The following is a 16,141-nucleotide window of genomic DNA, read 5'->3' as shown; positions in this document are numbered from 1 at the left end:
ATGGCTAGCCAGGACTGGTTCGACAAGGACTTCTACAAGACCCTCGGGGTCACGAAGGATGTCAGCGACGCTGATCTCAAGAAGACGTACCGCAAGCTCGCTCGCAAGTATCACCCCGATTCCAATCAGGGTGATGAGAAGGCGGAGGCGAAGTTCAAAGAGGTCAGCGAGGCGTACTCCGTGCTCTCTGACGCCGAACAGCGCAAGGAGTACGACGAGATCCGCGCGATGGGCTCGGGCGCACGCTTCACGGCGAGCGGCGCGGGCGCGGGCGGCTTCGAAGACGTCTTCAGCCGGTTCGGGCAGCAGGGGCGCGGGCAGCAGCAGTCCGCCGACTTCGAGGACATCTTCGCGATGTTCAACCAGGGTCAGGGCGGCTCGTTCGGCTCCGGTCGGTTCGGGCAGACCTCCGGCGGATACCGCGGTTTCGGCGGACCCCAGAAGGGGGCCGACGTCACGGCGCGCACCACGCTCGACTTCGTGACGGCCGTGCAGGGCGAGACGATCACCCTCCAGGGCGAAGACGGCAAGCCGTTCAAGGTCAAGATCCCCGCGGGCGTCGCCGACGGTCAGAAGATCCGGCTGCGCGGCCGCGGGCGTCCCTCGCCCGACGGCGGCGAGAGCGGCGACGTGGTGGTCCAGATCGCTGTGCGACCGCATCCCGTCTTCACCCGTGAGGGGCTGAACCTGCGCGTCATCGTGCCGGTGACCTTCACGGAGGCCGCCCTCGGCGCGACCATCGAGGTTCCCACTCTGAGCGGCGACACGGTCAAGCTCCGTGTCGCGCCCGGTACGCCGTCCGGACGCGTTCTGCGCGTCAAGGGGCGTGGGGTCACGACCTCGAAGGGCACCGGCGACCTGCTCGCCGAGCTGCAGATCGCGGTGCCGTCGCACCTCGATGAAGCCGCTCGGGAGGCGCTGGAGAAGTTCCAGGCGCTCGAGCCCTCGGAGAATCCGCGGGCCGACCTGATGGCCAAGGCCCGCCGCTAGAGAACCGCAACACCTGATGATGACGAACGCGAACACCGAGGAAGAGGTGAGGGAACATGGCTGACCAGCACATGGATGCCGACACCCCGGTGTTCGCGATCGCCGTCGCCGCCCAGCTCTCGGGGTTGCACCCGCAGACCCTGCGACAGTACGACCGCATCGGGCTCGTCGTGCCCGGCCGGACGTCCGGCGGCTCACGCCGATATTCGACCCGCAACATCGAGCAGCTCCGCGAAGTCGCTCAGCTGTCGTCGGAAGGCGTCAGCCTTCCTGCGATCGCACGCCTTCTCGACCTCGAAGACGAGAACCGGATGCTGCGCCGCCGCGTCGCCGAACTCGACGCCGCTCTGCGCGCCGAGCGTGAGAACCGCCCGGGCATGCGCGTCTTCGCAGCAGGATCCGCCGGTGTCATCCCGATGCCCAGTGGTCGCCGCATGCGTCGATCGGCCGAGGTCGTGCTCTGGCATCCGGGCAGCGGCCGGGGCTGACAGCTCGCGGCTCGCAGGGTGCAGCCGGCACGCGTCGTCCACCCGCGCGCGGTATCGTTGCGACACGATGAGGATGACGCGTCGCACACTGCTGATCGGCGCCGGAGCCGGTGTCCTGGGAGTCCTGCTGGCCTCCTGCACGCCCGAGCCGGCGCCGTCTCCCACGCCCGATCGCTCGCCGACTCCGAAGCCGACCGCCGGGTCGATCACGCCCGCGGCGTTCGCCCGCAGCTCCTGGACGACCGACCCGTTCGCGCTGGGCGCCGCGAGCTTCACTCCCGTCGGCACGCAGGCGAGTGCCCGCGAGGCGCTGGCCGAGCCGATCGACGACCGCCTGTTCATCTCCGGCGAGGCGACGGATGTCGACGCGCCGGGCACGATCGCCGCTGCGCTCCGATCTGGAGACCGGGCCGCCGATCAGCTCCTCCGCGCGGCCGACAGCGGTGAGCGTGTGGCGATCGTCGGTGCAGGACTCGCGGGTGCGGCCGCCGCAGCTCGCCTCGTCGCCGAGGGGCTGCAGGTCACGGTGTTCGAGGCCCGCGACCGCGTCGGCGGACGCGTCCAGTCCGTGGTCGACGACAAGGCCTGGCCGTTCCCCGCTCAGCTGGGCGGCTGGCTGCTCGGGTCCTCCGACGACGTCCTGCTCGACGCTCTCAACGCCCTCGACATCCGCACGGTTCCGGTCACCGGCTCGCGGTGGCGGTCGACCGACGGCGACGTCGAGCCGGTGCCGATCGAGCCGGTGCAGGCCGCCATAGCGACTGCCCAGCAGGGCCTGACCGACGCGTCTCTCGACGACGCGCTCGCGGCGGCGGGTGCCGACCTCGAGGAGCCGGGGCTGGCAGCACTGCTCGCCTCGGTGGCCGCCAGTGCCGGCGCCGATGCGTCCGATGTCTCGACGTGGTTCCCCCCGCGACTGCCGGTCGACGAGATGGTGGCGCCACTCGGCGACCTCACCCCGGCGATCGAGGGGCTGCTCGAGGGTGCGAAGCTGAGCCTCTCGTCGCCGGTCAGTCGCGTCGCCTACGACGAAGCGGGAGTCAGCCTCGGCATCGCCTCGGGCGAATCGCTGTCGTTCGACCGCGTGCTGATCACGGTGCCGCTCGGTGTGCTGAAGAGCGAGGGCCTGCAGTTCTCTCCCGCATTGCCCTTCGGTCACCGCGGAGCGATCGCCGAACTCGGCATGGGGCGCATCGAGACGGTGTGGCTGCGCTTCGAGGATCCGTTGATCGTGGCCGAGCCCGAGCCCGAGCCCGAGTCCGAGCCCGAGGAAGGCGCCGATGCAGCGGATGCCTCCGCCGCCACGCTCTGGCATGTGGTCGGCGGCGATGCGCTGATCCGCACGTGGATCAACCTCGCACCGGCCACCGGCGAGAACGTCGTGGTGGGCATCGTCGGCGGAGAAGCGGCGGGCACATTCGCCGAGCTGAACGACCAGAAGGCGGTCGAGGCCGCGATCGCCTCGCTCGCGCCCTTCCTCAGCGCCCCTGCCTGATCGCACGAGCCTGCTCGCCCCCTGCCTGATCACGCGAGCCTGATCCCGCCGGATCGAGCGCGCTCAGACCTCCGGCCGCTCGTGGCCGCGCCGTCGCATCCTGCTGACGAGCACGATCACCGTCGCGACGAGAGCGAAGATCGCCAGGGCCACTGCGCTGGTGATCAGGAACTCGGGCGGGCCGGACACCTGCCGCGGGTCGAGGAAGTAATACGGGTACCAGCCCACCGACGGTCCGCGCCACATGGTGACTCCGCCCCAGGCGAGCGGGAAGGTGAGCGCCGTCGGCACCACCCACCACGGCACCCCGCGGTGCCCGGGGGTGAGCACCCAGGCGAGGGCGGTGCAGGCCGGCAGGTAGAAGTGCAGCACCTGGTCCGACCAGGGCACGTCGACGCGGATGCCGCGCAGACCCGCCTGCCAGACGATGAGCGCGAAGGCGAGCCCTGCCGTGATGGTCCAGGTGAGCACGAGGGCCAGAGCCACGGTGAACCAGCGGGGGTCCGTCGCCCGGATGAAGGCGAGCACCGTGCCGATCAGCAGCACGACCACGAGGGCGCAGTTGGACTGCACGGTGAGATAGGCGAAGAAGTTCTCGCCGGCGATCGTCCGCGAGCTCAGACCCCAGAAGAGGCGGTGTACGAGGGCGACGGTGCAGACGGCTGCTGTCGTCAGGCGCAGCACGCCGAACACCGATCGTGCCCTCACCTTCGCCTCTGCCCCTTTCCGGCTGTGCCCGATGTTCCCGTATATCGCGCATCATGCCATCCGGCGAGTCTACGGAAGAGAACGGGGCGGGCGTCTGCCCCGCGACTCGTACAGGAGACGGAAAAGTCGTCTTCATAGCGTGGATGCAGGGATCGCCCCTGCTCCGCGCCTGGCGCGCGGTGTCCTGCCACGAAGGAACACCTCCTCATGACGAACACCACCCGCCCCTCTGCCGCCGCCTCGCTGGGACTGCTCGTCCTCCGCGTCGTGGTCGGCGCCGTCTTCGCCGCTCACGGGGCGCAGAAGATCTTCGAGTACACCCTCCCCGGAACCATCGGCAGCTTCGCAGGCATGGGCATCCCTCTGCCCGAGATCGCGGCTCCGGTCGTCGCCTTCATCGAGCTGATCGGCGGCATCCTGCTGGCGCTGGGACTCTTCACGCGCCCCGTCGGCATCCTGCTCGCGATCGACATGATCGTGGCCCTGTTAGCGGTGCACCTTCCGGCGGGCCTCTGGGTCGGCGAGGGCGGCTACGAGTTCGTCGCGGTTCTCGGCGTCGCGGCCCTCGCGCTCGCGTTCACCGGCGCGGGCCGCTTCTCGCTCGACGGCGCCTTCCTGCGCGGTCGGGTTCCCGCCTGGCTCAGCTGAGCATGCGGGGGAGCGCCCCACGGGGCGTTCCCCCGTCGGTGTGTATCCTGTCAACAGTTAACAGGAGGTCACCGTGACACAGACCGTCAAGCGCGGAGAGTCCCTCGGCGCGCAGGTGGCGCAGGTCCTGCGTCAGCGCATCGTGCGCGGCGAGCTCTCGCCCGGCGCGCGCATCACCGAGGAGGCCCTCGCCGAGGAGTTCTCGGTGAGCAGGGGGCCGATCCGCGACGCCCTCACCCAGCTCAGCTTCGAGAAGCTCGTCGAAGTGCAGCGCCCTCGGGGCGTGTACATCACCGGGCTCTCGCAGGACGACGTGGATCAGCTCTACAGTCTGCGCGGCGCCCTCGAGCAGCTCGCGCTGTCGCGCGCCATGAGGGTGGAGGACGACGAGCGCTGGGCATCGATGGCGGCTGCGGTCGATCGCATGAGTCAGGCCGCAGACAGGGGCGATCACGCCGCCTTCGTCGCCGCCGACCTCGAGTTCCACTCCGAGATCTACGTCCTCGCCGACCATCCGCGTCTGCAGGGCGCGTGGAGTCAGTACCTGCCGACCTTCGCGTCGCTCCTCGAGGTGACCATCAACCACGACGACGACCTCCACGAGTCGTCCGACGACCACATGAAGCTCATGGAGGTGATGCGCTCCGGCAGCCCCGACGAGGCTGCGGCGGTGCTCACGGCCCACCTCGACGGCGCACGCGACCGGATGCTCAGCGAGCTCGCCGACCGTCCCGCCTGACGGCGCCTGCGCGTCGGATCTCTGACGGTCTCCGACAGATCTCCGTCCGGATCAGGCGGGAGGCGTCAGGCGACGACGCAGCACCCAGGTGTTGCCGGTCGCATCGCCGCTGTGCTCGAAATCGTCGAGCACAGCGCTCGACAGGGCGAGGCCGCGTCCGCTCTCGCTGTCGACGCCGGGCATCGTGACCGCATCCCAGTCGATCCTGGCCGGATCGGCCGTGTCGACGAAGGTCGCGACGAGGTCGTCGGCGCCGACCTCGATGTCGACCTCGACGGTGATGCCGACATCCGGCTCGCCCTGCGCGTCAGCGTGCGTGGCGATGTTCGTCGACACCTCGCTGACCGCCAGTGCGAACAGCGTGCGGTCCTCGGGCGCCACATGCGGGGCGGACTCCCAGAGGGCGTCCAGGGCGTCGAGGACGTGCTCGACGAAGGCGGGGCCGGCGAGGCCCGCGACGTGCGCCCGGCGCTCCTCAACGCCCATCGAACGCCGTCTCGGGTGTCGGGTGGTCGAGCAGCACGCGGTCGAGATTCGTCAGGTGCAGCACCGTCCGCACCGCCTCGGGCACTGCTGCGATGCGCAGATCGCCGCCGGCGACCCTGGCGCTCTTCAGACCGCCGACGAGGGCTCCCAGGCCCGACGAATCGACGAACTGCAGGTCGGCCATGTCGATCACGATCCTCGACTCGCCTCCGGCCACGAGGTCGTTCACCGCCTTGCGGAGCAGCGGTGCTCCCGTCGCCGTGAGGCGTCCGGACAGGGAGATCACGGCGAAGCCGTCCCTGATGTCAGTGCTGAGATCCATGGTTCTCCTCCTCGAGGGTTCGGGCCGGTCCGCGGTAGCGGGCGGCTTGGATGATGACGCTGAGCACGACGAGGTCGTACAGCACCCACACCGTGTTGACCAGGGTGCCGGTGCCGTCGCCCGTTCCGATGACGACGCGGGTGATGCCGATCACGAGCGCCACGCTGAGCACGACCATCGCGGTCAGCTGCGGCCAGATCTCGCGCCACGGTACTCCTCGCGGATCCCGTCCGTCCTTGCGCGTCACGGCGAACGACAGGGGGCGGCCGAAGACCACGTTCGCGAACGCCGTCCAGCATGCGCGGATCCAGACCGGGAACAGCGCGAGCGAATACTGCTGCCCGCGCCAGGTTCTCAGCCCCTTGGCGACCACGAGGAACAGCAGCTGGTTGACGAGGAAGTAGGGCAGGAACCGCACGAAGAAGTCGACCGACCAGGCGGTCACGGGAAGCACGCCGAACACCAGGTAGACGACCGGCGCCGTGAGATAGATCACGGCGGCGAACCCCGAGAGATAGCTCCACATCGTGGCGAAGTACATCAGCCGCTGCCCGATCGACAGTCCGCGCTTCGCGAGCGGGTTGTCGCGCAGCATCACCTGCAGCGTGCCCTGTGCCCAGCGCAGGCGCTGCGTCAGCATCGTCCGCAGATCCTCGGGCGCGAGGCCCTTCGCCAGGATCTCGTGGTGGTAGACGCTGCGCCAGCCGAGCGAGTGCAGCTGCATCGCGGTGGCCATGTCCTCCGTGACCGAGATCGTGGCGAGCGGAAGGATCGGCTGCGCCTCGTCGCCGCGGTCGAGGCGGAGAGCGTCGAGCAGCGCTCGTACGGCGTCGAGAGCAGTGATCGGCGACAGATCCGACTGGGCGAGCGCCGTCAGGCCCGCCTCGTCGACGACGATCGCGTCGAGTTGCGCATCGTGGGCGATCGGCAGGGAGCCCAGCTCCGCGAGGTCGGATCTGATGCCGGCGAGATCCTTGGCGACCAGGATCACCGAGGCGTTGTGCACCGCAGCCAGCACCGCGTCGGCGACCTCGCGCACGGGCGCCCCGCCGGCGAGATCACGACGGCTCTGGCCGATCGTCACGTGCAGTGCGAAAAGCTCGCGACGGAGTTCCGGATCGGATGCCGAGCGCATCTCCTTCTCGACCAGGGTCTCGGAGGTGCGCAGCGCGCGAGCCGCGGTGTCCGTCACCTCGCGCACGTAGCCGATGATGCCGAGCTGCATCAGGGCGTCGCGACGGAGCACGGCGTTCGATCCGCAGAAGAACGCCGCGTTCCAGCCGTCCTTGCCCTGCTGGATCGGGCCGTAGAACAGCGGCGCCTGGCTGCCGAGCGGATCGGCCTCGTCGACGTTGACGAACCACTGCGGGGTCTGCACCACGGCGACCTCCGGGTCGTCGGCGAAGTACCCGAGCGTGCGGTGCAGGATCAGCGGATCGGGGATCTGATCCGCGTCGAGGATGAGGAGGAACTCCCCGTCGGTCTCGAAGAGCGCGCTGTTGAGGTTGCCCGCCTTCGCGTGACGGGGCTTGCCCATCCAGTCGTCGGAGCGGGTGAGGTAGCCGATGTCGGCGTCGCGGGCGGCCCGCTCGAGCTCGGGTCGGGCACCGTCGTCGAGGATCCAGGTGGTGTGCGGATAGGCGATCCCGCGCGCTGCTCGCGCGGTCGTCATCACGAGCTCGATCGGCTCGTTGTACGTCGCGATGAACACGTCGACCGTGCCCTGAGGCGGCGACACGGGAGCCGGCCGCTCTTTGGCCCGCCACATCGTGAGACAGAAGAGGAAGGTGTCGATCAGGCTGTAGGTCTCTGCGATCACCAGGGGCACGGCGATCCACCACGCCGACCAGTTCACCGATTCGAGCCAGCGCCACGCGACGTAGTTCACACCGAGCAGCACCGACAGCACCGCGATGATGCGGATCGCGGCGAAGCGGGCGGTCATGCGTCGCGCCGCACCACGACCACGGTGATGTCGTCGGTCGCTCGATCGTCCGAGATGAGCTGCAGCGCCTCGTTGATCGCCCCATCGGGACCGAGCGCGTCGAGCACGCGGGCCACGTGGGCGAACGGGTCATCGGCGTCGAGCACGTCGAGCAGGCCGTCGCTGCAGCACACGAAGGCGTCTCCGGGTTCGAGGCGCGTGCTCCGGGACTCCCGAGCATCCTGGTCCGGAAGGGCGGCGCCCATCCCCAGGGGGAGGCCGGTCGAGCGAAGGTGCTCCCACGAGCCGTCGGCTCGGAGAATGAACGCGAGGCTGTGCCCGGCGTCGATCACCTCGAGATCGCCGGTCTCGGGCTGCAGCTCGGCGTGGACCGCCGTCACGAACATCGTCGTCTCGGAGAGGTCCTCCTCGAGCAGCCGGTCGGCGTCGGCGACGGCCTCGGCGATGCTGCGCTCGGGAGCGGTGCGCAGTGAGGCGCGCACGCCCGCGGCGACGATGGCGGGACCCGTGCCCTTGCCCATCGCGTCGGCGAGGGTGATGCGCAGCGCGCCGCCGTGGAGGCGGAGGTCGTAGAAGTCACCCGCCAGGCGGCCACGCGAGGCGCCCCCGCCCGCGATCGTGTAGCCGGCGATGGTGGGGAGCGAGTGCGGTCGCAGCGCGCTCTGGATCAGAGTGGCCTGATCGAGCTCGGCGTCGGCCGCGAGCTCGGTCTGCACCCAGAAGGCGAGGTCGCGCAGCAGGTCGCGCTGCGCCTCCGAGAAGGTGTGCGGCTCGGTGTCGAGGACGCACAGCGTTCCCACCGGTTCGCCGCCGGGTGCGTGCAGCGGGTGCCCGGCGTAGAACCGGAGGTGCGGATCACCGACCACGAACGGATTCGCCGCGAAGTTCTCGGTCGCGCTGGCATCCTCGATCACCACCGTGCGGTCCTGGCCGACCGTGTAGTCGCAGAACGAATCCTGTCGGGGCGCCTCTCGCCCGCCGAGTCCGATCTCCGACTTGCGCCACTGGCGGTCGCCGTCCAGGAGCGAGACGCTCACCATCGGCATACCGAACATCTGCTGAGCCAGCCTGGCGACCCGATCCACTCGTTCATCCCGTGGTGTGTCCAGGATCCCGAGTTCCTCCAGAGCCTGCTGGCGTCTGCGTTCATCGAACATTGCTCCGCTCCCCTCGTAGCTGCTCTCATACTCGCACCTGCCGGGGCGCGGATGACAGGCGGTGGCGGAGAGTTGTATACCGGTATCAGTGTTGACTGTTAACAGTCAACACTGATACGGTCAGGGGGTCGACAACAAGGTCGACCCACGTAGAGGAGCAAAGATGCCCCGCAAGCGCATCACCCGGGCCGCCGCCGCTCTCGCGGCCGTCGCCGCCACCGCTCTCGTCCTGTCGGCCTGCACGAAGGTCGAAGAGGGTGTAGACGCGGAATCCGCCTTTCCCGAGAATGACATCCGTCTGATCATCCAGGCGAACCCGGGCGGTGGATCCGACCTGTCGTCGCGTGCCCTCGCGACCGAGCTCGAGGGCATCCTCGGCGTCAGCGTGATCCCCGAGAACATGCCGGGTGCGGCAGGGGCTCTCGCGATGGAGTACGTCGGATCGCAGGATCCGGACGGCTACGTCATCGGGTTCGCCCCGGTCGAGATCGCGATGCTCAACACCACGCAGAGCGCGAACGTGCTGCCCGAGGACTTCGACCTGCTGGGACAGATCATGCTCGCCCCCGGTGTCGTCACGGTCGGCGCGAACAGCGGCATCGAGACTCTGGAAGACCTGGTCGCCCAGGCCGAGGCCGGCGCCGTGACCGTCGCCAACTCCGGCGCGGGTTCCATCTGGGAGGCCGCGACGATCGGCCTCGGCGACGCGACCGGCGCCGCGTTCACGCCGGTTCCCTACGACGGTGGAGCGACGGCGGTCGCCGCCGCCGCATCCGGTGAGACCGTCGCCGCCGTGTCCGGCCTGGGTGAGGCTCTCGCGCAGGGCGAGGCCGTGCGCATCCTCGCAGTCCTCAACGACGAGCGTCACCCCGACGCCGAGGACGTGCCGACAGCCGACGAGGCGATCGGCGAAGACGTGGTCTTCGGCGGCTGGGGCGGCATCTACGCCCCCAAGGGTCTGCCGGATGACGTGAAGAGCGAGCTCGAGGCCGCCGTCAAGGAGGCCGTCGAGTCCGACACCTACCAGCAGTTCCAGAAGGATGCCGGCAACCTCGTGGTCTACCGCGACTCGGCCGAGTGGACGACGTTCGTGAACGAGCAGTTCGACCTGTTCAAGGACCTCCTGGGCTGACCGGCTCCGACTGCGGGGTCGGCCGCACGCCGGCCCCGCGGTCCGTCGCCGCACGTCAGACCAGGGAAGGAGCACCATGTCCCACGCCGATGTCACTCCTGCGATCGAGCAGGACGCGCACCAGGGAGCACCGCCCTCGCGACCGCTCGAGATCGTCTTCGGCGCCGTCGCCCTGGCGTTCAGCGCCGGCTATCTCTTCCTGGCCACGCAGATCCCGCTGCGCCGAGAGGCACTGCCCGGACAGATCGACGCGCGCTTCTGGCCCATGGTCCTCGCGGTCACGGCGGTCGTCGTCTCGCTCGTGATCCTGGCTCTGGCGATCACCCGCCCCGCTCCCGGCCGCGAAGACCTCGACCGCATCCAGCCGGGCGGCGTGGTCCGCGTCATCGCCACCCTGCTGATCGCCGGGGCCTTCATCGCGGTGTGGTCGCTCGGATCCGTCATCCTCTTCGGCTACCGCATCGAGGTCTTCCCGATCGCCGCCGCCGTGCTGATGGCCACTCTCATGCTCCTCTACGGGCACCGCCGGTGGCTGAGCCTGATCATCTACTCCGTCTCCGTCACCGCGTTCGTCTACGTGGTGTTCGGCATGCTCCTGAGGATCCCGCTGTGAACGCGCTCATGGAGGGGCTGAACTCGCTCCTCGACATCTCGATCCTGCTGTACATGCTCGTCGGGCTGCTGCTCGGCTTCATGGTCGGCGCCTTCCCCGGCATCACCGCGACCATGGCGGTCGCTCTCGCCGCAGGATTCACGCTCACGCTGGAGCCCGTGCAGGGCCTCGCGGTGCTGCTGACGATCTACGTCGCCGCGAACTTCGGCGACCGCGTGCCGTCGATCCTCATCAACACCCCCGGCACTCCCGCGTCGATCGCAACGACTCTCGACGGCTATCCGATGGCGAAGCAGGGGCGAGCCGGTCTCGCGCTGACGATCTCGGCGATCGTCTCGGCCGTCGGCATCCTCGCCTCCCTCGTGCTCTTCGCCGTCGCCGCCGTGCCGATCGCCAGCTTCGCCCGCGACTACTTCAAGTCGCCCGAGCTGTTCGCGCTCGTCGTCTTCGGCATCGCGATCATGATCGGGATCTCGTCGAAGTCGATGCTCAAGGGCATCCTCGCGGGTCTCTTCGGCCTCATGCTCGGCACCGTCGGAACGTATGCCGCCACGGCGGACCAGCGATTCACCTTCGGAGTGCTCGAGCTGGTCGAGGGCGTCAACTTCATCGCCGTGATCATCGGACTCTTCGGCATCGCCGAGCTCTTCGACCAGCTGCTCACGTATCGCAAGTCGCACGTGCGCCCGATCTCGAGCCTCGGCCGCTGGTGGCCGAATCGCGCCGAGCTGAAGCAGAGCGGTCGAGCCACCGCGGTCGGCGGCGCCGTCGGTCTCGGGGTCGGGCTCATCCCGGCAGCCGGTGGCGACATCGCCGGTCTGATCGGATGGGAACGAGCCCGCAAGGCATCGAAGCACCCCGAGATGTTCGGCAAGGGCTCCATCGAGGGCGTCGCGGCATCCGACACCGCGTCCAGCGCCACGCTCGGCGGCTCCCTCACGACCACGATGGCCCTCGGCATTCCCGGCGACTCGGTGATGGCGGTGATGATCGGGTCGATGATCATCTGGGGCATCACCCCCGGACCCACGCTGTTCACCAACCGCCCCGACCTCGTCGTCTCGATCGTGGGCATCATGCTCGTCGCGACCCTGCTCTCCCTCGGGCTGAGCCTCGTGCGCATGAAGGGCATGGTGAAGCTGCTCGACGTGCCGCAGCCCTACCTGTGGAGCGGCATCCTGATCTTCTGCATCATCGGCACATACGCCACCTCGAACAGCCTGTCGACCGTCGTCACGATGCTCGTGTTCGGTGTCATCGGAGTGCTGCTCAAGCGGATGCAGGTGCCGGCCGGGCCGATCGTGCTCGGCCTGCTGCTCGGCCCCCTGGCCGAGGAGAACCTGGCTCGCACGCTGGCGATCCTGCCCACGCGGCCGTTCTTCGAGGTCGTCAGTCCCATCGCGATCGTGCTGCTCGCGCTCGCCGTGCTCTCGATCGTCATGCCGGCGATCCGCGCGGCCCGCACACCCCGTGCCGAGCGCGGCTCACTCGAGGACTCGATCCTCGACGCCGAGAGCCGGGAGCAGATCGAGAAGGCGCACGGCGAGCTCGCCGCCGACCCCGACCTGCTCACATCGACCGTCCGCAGCGTCCCGGCCGCCACGAGACGCCCGCGCAAGACCCGCAAGAACTCCAAGGAGAACGAGAAGTGACCCGCTACGACATCCTCACCGCCGTGCCCACAGCCTTCCACAGCGACGGCGCACTCGACCTCGAGGGATCGCGAGCGATCTTCCGCTTCGTCGCCGAATCGGGCAACGAGGGCGCCTTCGTCCTCGGCACCACGGGCGAGTTCCCTGCCGTCGACGCGACCGAGTTCGCGGCGATCGTCGAGGCCGCGCTGGCCGAGCTGAAGGACCGCATGCGCGTCGTCGTGCACGTCGGCCAGCCGAGCACCTTCGAGGCGCTGCGTCTCGTAGAGATCGCGAAGGGACTGGGTGCGACCGAATTCGCCGCCCTCACCCCTTACTACCTCAAGGCCACGGACGAGTCGATCTTCGAGTACTACGAGGCGCTGTCGAGCGCGATCGGCGACGGTCGTCTCTACGTCTACATCTATCCCGCGCGCAGCGGGAATCCGGTGTCGGTCGAGCTGCTGACGCGGCTTGCCGCGCTGCCGAACATCGTGGGCGCGAAGATCAGCGAGCTGTCGCTCGACGACATCGCCGCCTACAGGGCCGCGGTGCCCGCCGACTTCGACCTCTACACCGGCGCCGACCGCGACCTGATCGCGGCCGTGCAGGTGGGTGCCCAGGGTGTCGTCTCGGGCGTCTCCTCGGTCACCCCGAAGCCCTTCCGTGCCCTGGCCGACGCCGGCCGTTCCGGCGATGCCGACGCCATCGCGGTCGCTCAGGCCGCGGTCGACGATGTCGTGTCGCTCATCGGCGGCGACATGGCGCGGATGAAAGAGGCCTACCGCGTGCTCGATGTGGTCGACACCCACTGCCGCATGGCGATCGCCGAGCCGACGGACGACGAGCGTCGCGCCGTCGCGCAGGTGGTGGCGGCGCACAGCTAGCCGCTCGCATCTCGCGCCGCGTGGGGCGGGCCGGCTCACAGCCGGTCGGGGCAGGATGGACCCATGTCCGACTCCCCGTATGAATCCCGGCCATGGCTCGACTCCTACGCGGACGGTGTGCCCGCCGAGATCCACGCTCCGACGCAGACGCTGCCGGAGATGATGTCGGCGAGCATCGCCGCTTTCGCTCGTCGACCGGCGCTCGAGTTCTTCGGTGCGGTCACGACCTACCGCGAGCTCGGCGACCAGATCGCACGCGCTGCCGAGGGGCTGAGGCGCCTGGGCGTGCACAAGGGCGACCGGGTCGCCCTCGTCCTGCCGAACTGCCCGCAGCACGTCGTGGCGTTCTACGCGGCGCTGCGCCTGGGAGCGATCGTCGTCGAGCACAACCCGCTCTACACGGCGAGGGAGCTGCGGCACCAGTTCGAGGATCACGGAGCGAAGGTCGCGATCGTCTGGGACGAGACGGTCGACACGATCGCCGAGTTCCCCTCCGATCTGCGAGTCGAGCACATCGTGAGCGTCGACCTCACCGAGGCGATGCCCGCCGCTCAGCGGATGCTGCTGCGCCTGCCCATCCCGAAGGCGCGCGCGGCGCGCGCGAAGCTGACGGCCACCCCGCGGACACGGCGAGCAGAGGCCTGGAGGAAGCTGGTCGACCATCGGCCGCTCTCGCGCAAGGTCGCCGGCCCGACGCTCGACGACACCGCCCTGCTGCAGTACACGAGCGGAACCACGGGCACGCCCAAAGGCGCGATCCTCACTCACGCGAACCTGCGCGCCAACGCGATGCAGGGCCAGGCATGGGTGCCCGGTCTGGTCGACGGCGAGGAGACGTTCTACGGCGTGCTGCCGCTGTTCCACGCCTACGGCATGACGCTGTGTCTGACCTTCGCGATGAGCATCGGCGCGAAGCTGGTGCTCTTCCCGACGTTCGACCTCGGCCTGGTCACGAAGGCGGCCCGCACCAGTCCGCCCACGTTCCTGCCCGCGGTCCCGCCGATCTATGACCAGCTCGCCCGAGCCGCATCGCGGGGGACCATCGACCTCTCGACCGTCCGATTCGCCATCTCCGGGGCGATGAGCCTTCCCGTCGCGACAGTGCAGCGGTGGGAGGAGGCCACCGGCGGTCTGCTCGTCGAGGGCTATGGCATGACCGAGAGCTCGCCCGTCGCGCTCGGCAACCCGATGGGCAGGAGCAGGCGCCCTGGCACGGTCGGAGTGCCCTTCCCGAGCACCGAGATCCGCGTCGTCGACCCCGCCGACACCGACGTCGACCTGCCCGTCGGCGAACGAGGCGAGCTGCTCATCCGCGGCCCGCAGGTCTTCCAGGGGTACTGGCGCCGTCCCGGCGACACCGCCGATGTCCTGCTGTCTGACGGATGGCTGCGCACAGGCGACATCGCCGAGGTCTCGGTCGACGGCTTCGTCACGATCGTCGACCGCCTCAAGGAGCTCATCATCACGGGCGGCTTCAACGTGTCGCCCAGTGAGGTCGAGGACGCGCTCGAAGCGCACCCGGACGTGGTCGCGGCCGCGGTCGTCGGCCTTCCGCGGTCGAGCGGGGGAGAGGAGATCGCCGCTGCGGTCGTGCTCCGCGAGGGAGCTGTGCTCGACACCGGTGCGCTGCGCGACTTCTGCCGCACGCGGCTGACGCCCTACAAGGTGCCCAAGCGCATCACGGTCGTCGACGAGCTGCCCCGCTCGCTCATCGGAAAGGTCCTGCGCAGGCAGGTGCGGGATCGGATGCTGGCCGACTGACGCGCCGGCGCAGACGAACTCTCCGTGGCGACCTGAAACCGGTTACAGTGTGCCGATGGCCACGATCTACGATGTCGCTCGACTCGCGCAGGTCTCGCCCGCCACCGTCTCGCGGGTGTTCAACGGCACCAGCGTCTCCGCCGCGAAGGTCGAGGCGGTGCGCCGGGCCGCCGAGCAGCTGCGTTTCACGCCCAACCGCACGGCTCGCAATCTGCGGCGGCAGAGGTCCGAGGTCATCGGGCTGGTGATCCCCGACATCGAGAACCCCTACTTCACCGAGATGGCCAGAGGCGTCGAGGACGTCGCGTCCGAGGCCGGATACTCGGTCGTGCTCTGCAACTCCGACTCGCAGCCCGAGAAGGAGACGACCTACCTCCAGATCGCGGTCTCCGAGCACATGTCGGGCGTGATCATCGCCCCCGCGTCCGAACGCACGAGGCTCGACGGCATCCTCGACACGGGGCGCCCCGTCGTCGCCGTCGATCGGCATACGGTCTACGACGTCGACGGTGTGGTCATGGCCAATCGCGAGGCCGGGGCATCGGCCACCGAAGCGCTGCTGGCCGCCGGATTCCGGAGGGTCGCGTACATCGGCGGTCCGGAGGGGATCGACACGGCCGCAGAGCGCGCTGCCGGCTGGCGGTCTGCGCTCGCGGCGCGCGCCCCCGAGGTCGCTGCCGATGAGCTGCTGCGCTTCGCGACCTTCCGCGTCGACGGAGGCAGGGGCGCCATGGAAGAGCTGCTCGCGCTCCCGGAGCCGCCGGACGCGGTGGTGGCGGGGAACAACCTGATCGGCGTCGGTGCGATCCAGGTGCTGACGGAGCACGGCCTGACCCCGCCGCGGGTCGGCGTGGCGGTGATCGGCTCGCTGCCGTTCACCACCCTCTCGCCCACAGCGGTGACCGTCGTGCGCCTCCCGGCACGCGAGATGGGAGTCCGGGCGGCGCGGATGCTGCTCGAGCGCATCGGTGGGGCCGGTGGTCCGTCGCGCACCGTGGTGCTGCCGGCCGAGGTCCAGCCCGCCCGCGCGGGCGCGACCGCCACGCACTGACGCAGACGACGCTCGGTCCTACTGCTTGCGTGCTGAAACCGATTTCACGTACAGTTGCAGGACACGTGCGATCAAGGAGGACGCGAGT

The 16,141-nt window shown here is 69.4% G+C and carries 16 protein-coding genes; 11 read left to right on the top strand and 5 right to left on the bottom strand.

Translation table 11 applies throughout. The annotated features are described in order from the left end of the window. The 3 genes from BMW26_RS16270 (at position 1) to BMW26_RS16260 (ending at position 2,973) form a co-directional block, all read left to right on the top strand. Positions 1-990, top strand: coding sequence for a DnaJ C-terminal domain-containing protein (locus BMW26_RS16270; protein ID WP_053098064.1), 990 nt, complete (start codon positions 1-3; stop codon positions 988-990). Between the two features lie 56 nt (positions 991-1,046). Beyond that, positions 1,047-1,478: a heat shock protein transcriptional repressor HspR gene (locus BMW26_RS16265; RefSeq protein ID WP_053098063.1), complete on the top strand. Its 432-nt coding sequence runs from the start codon at positions 1,047-1,049 to the stop codon at positions 1,476-1,478. A 73-nt stretch (positions 1,479-1,551) separates the two neighbouring features. Next, positions 1,552-2,973 (top strand): FAD-dependent oxidoreductase, encoded by a 1,422-nt coding sequence (locus BMW26_RS16260; RefSeq protein WP_232224492.1) that lies wholly within the window; start codon positions 1,552-1,554, stop codon positions 2,971-2,973. A 63-nt stretch (positions 2,974-3,036) separates the two neighbouring features. Here the strand turns inward: BMW26_RS16260 and BMW26_RS16255 are convergent, their stop codons facing one another. Continuing rightward, entirely contained in the window at positions 3,037-3,681 is a 645-nt protein-coding gene (locus BMW26_RS16255) for a Pr6Pr family membrane protein (protein WP_230100937.1), read from the bottom strand. A gap of 207 nt (positions 3,682-3,888) precedes the next feature. On the opposite strand from BMW26_RS16255, the gene BMW26_RS16250 reads away from it, so the two are divergent. Together BMW26_RS16250 and BMW26_RS16245 are read left to right on the top strand one after the other, a co-directional pair. Continuing rightward, the gene (locus BMW26_RS16250; RefSeq protein WP_072592051.1) at positions 3,889-4,329 is read left to right on the top strand and encodes a DoxX family protein; all 441 of its coding nucleotides are present in this window, start codon (positions 3,889-3,891) and stop codon (positions 4,327-4,329) included. 73 nt (positions 4,330-4,402) lie between these two features. Next, positions 4,403-5,068 (top strand): GntR family transcriptional regulator, encoded by a 666-nt coding sequence (locus tag BMW26_RS16245; protein ID WP_053098059.1) that lies wholly within the window; start codon positions 4,403-4,405, stop codon positions 5,066-5,068. A gap of 51 nt (positions 5,069-5,119) precedes the next feature. Here BMW26_RS16245 and BMW26_RS16240 read toward each other — a convergent pair whose 3' ends face one another. From BMW26_RS16240 to BMW26_RS18055, 4 genes are read right to left on the bottom strand one after another with little or no spacing between them, the layout of a single operon-like run. Then, on the bottom strand, positions 5,120-5,554 hold the full coding sequence (locus BMW26_RS16240; protein ID WP_053098058.1) for an ATP-binding protein: 435 nt from the start codon (positions 5,552-5,554) through the stop codon (positions 5,120-5,122). Further along, on the bottom strand, positions 5,544-5,876 hold the full coding sequence (locus tag BMW26_RS16235; protein ID WP_053098057.1) for an STAS domain-containing protein: 333 nt from the start codon (positions 5,874-5,876) through the stop codon (positions 5,544-5,546). Before BMW26_RS16235 ends, BMW26_RS16240 begins: the two co-directional genes overlap by 11 nt. Next, on the bottom strand, positions 5,860-7,821 hold the full coding sequence (locus BMW26_RS16230; protein ID WP_053098056.1) for a glycosyltransferase family 2 protein: 1,962 nt from the start codon (positions 7,819-7,821) through the stop codon (positions 5,860-5,862). The genes BMW26_RS16235 and BMW26_RS16230 overlap by 17 nt, the downstream gene beginning before the upstream one ends. Beyond that, positions 7,818-8,978, bottom strand: coding sequence for a PP2C family protein-serine/threonine phosphatase (locus BMW26_RS18055; RefSeq protein WP_072592050.1), 1,161 nt, complete (start codon positions 8,976-8,978; stop codon positions 7,818-7,820). Before BMW26_RS18055 ends, BMW26_RS16230 begins: the two co-directional genes overlap by 4 nt. Before the next feature lie 163 nt (positions 8,979-9,141). Between BMW26_RS18055 and BMW26_RS16220 the strand changes: the two genes are divergently transcribed. From BMW26_RS16220 to BMW26_RS16195, 6 genes are all read left to right on the top strand, one after another. Beyond that, positions 9,142-10,110, top strand: a complete 969-nt coding sequence (locus BMW26_RS16220) for a tripartite tricarboxylate transporter substrate binding protein (protein WP_072592049.1) — start codon at positions 9,142-9,144, stop codon at positions 10,108-10,110. Between the two features lie 76 nt (positions 10,111-10,186). After that, positions 10,187-10,723: a tripartite tricarboxylate transporter TctB family protein gene (locus BMW26_RS16215; RefSeq protein ID WP_072592048.1), complete on the top strand. Its 537-nt coding sequence runs from the start codon at positions 10,187-10,189 to the stop codon at positions 10,721-10,723. After that, on the top strand, positions 10,720-12,375 hold the full coding sequence (locus BMW26_RS16210) for a tripartite tricarboxylate transporter permease (protein WP_053098053.1): 1,656 nt from the start codon (positions 10,720-10,722) through the stop codon (positions 12,373-12,375). The genes BMW26_RS16215 and BMW26_RS16210 overlap by 4 nt, the downstream gene beginning before the upstream one ends. Next, a complete protein-coding gene (locus tag BMW26_RS16205; RefSeq protein WP_053098052.1) occupies positions 12,372-13,241 on the top strand; it encodes a dihydrodipicolinate synthase family protein in 870 nt (289 codons plus the stop codon). The genes BMW26_RS16210 and BMW26_RS16205 overlap by 4 nt, the downstream gene beginning before the upstream one ends. 63 nt (positions 13,242-13,304) lie before the next feature. After that, positions 13,305-15,002 carry a long-chain-fatty-acid--CoA ligase gene (locus tag BMW26_RS16200; RefSeq protein WP_072592047.1) on the top strand — a complete coding sequence of 566 codons (1,698 nt, stop codon included), beginning with the start codon at positions 13,305-13,307 and terminating at the stop codon, positions 15,000-15,002. Between the two features lie 55 nt (positions 15,003-15,057). After that, positions 15,058-16,053, top strand: a complete 996-nt coding sequence (locus BMW26_RS16195) for a LacI family DNA-binding transcriptional regulator (RefSeq protein WP_072592046.1) — start codon at positions 15,058-15,060, stop codon at positions 16,051-16,053. The last annotated feature ends 88 nt before the right edge of the window (positions 16,054-16,141 follow it).

Origin of the sequence: Microbacterium sp. 1.5R (assembly GCF_001889265.1) — a bacterium.
In the GTDB taxonomy this organism is placed as follows: domain Bacteria; phylum Actinomycetota; class Actinomycetes; order Actinomycetales; family Microbacteriaceae; genus Microbacterium.
This window is presented reverse-complemented; position numbering and strand designations above follow the sequence as displayed.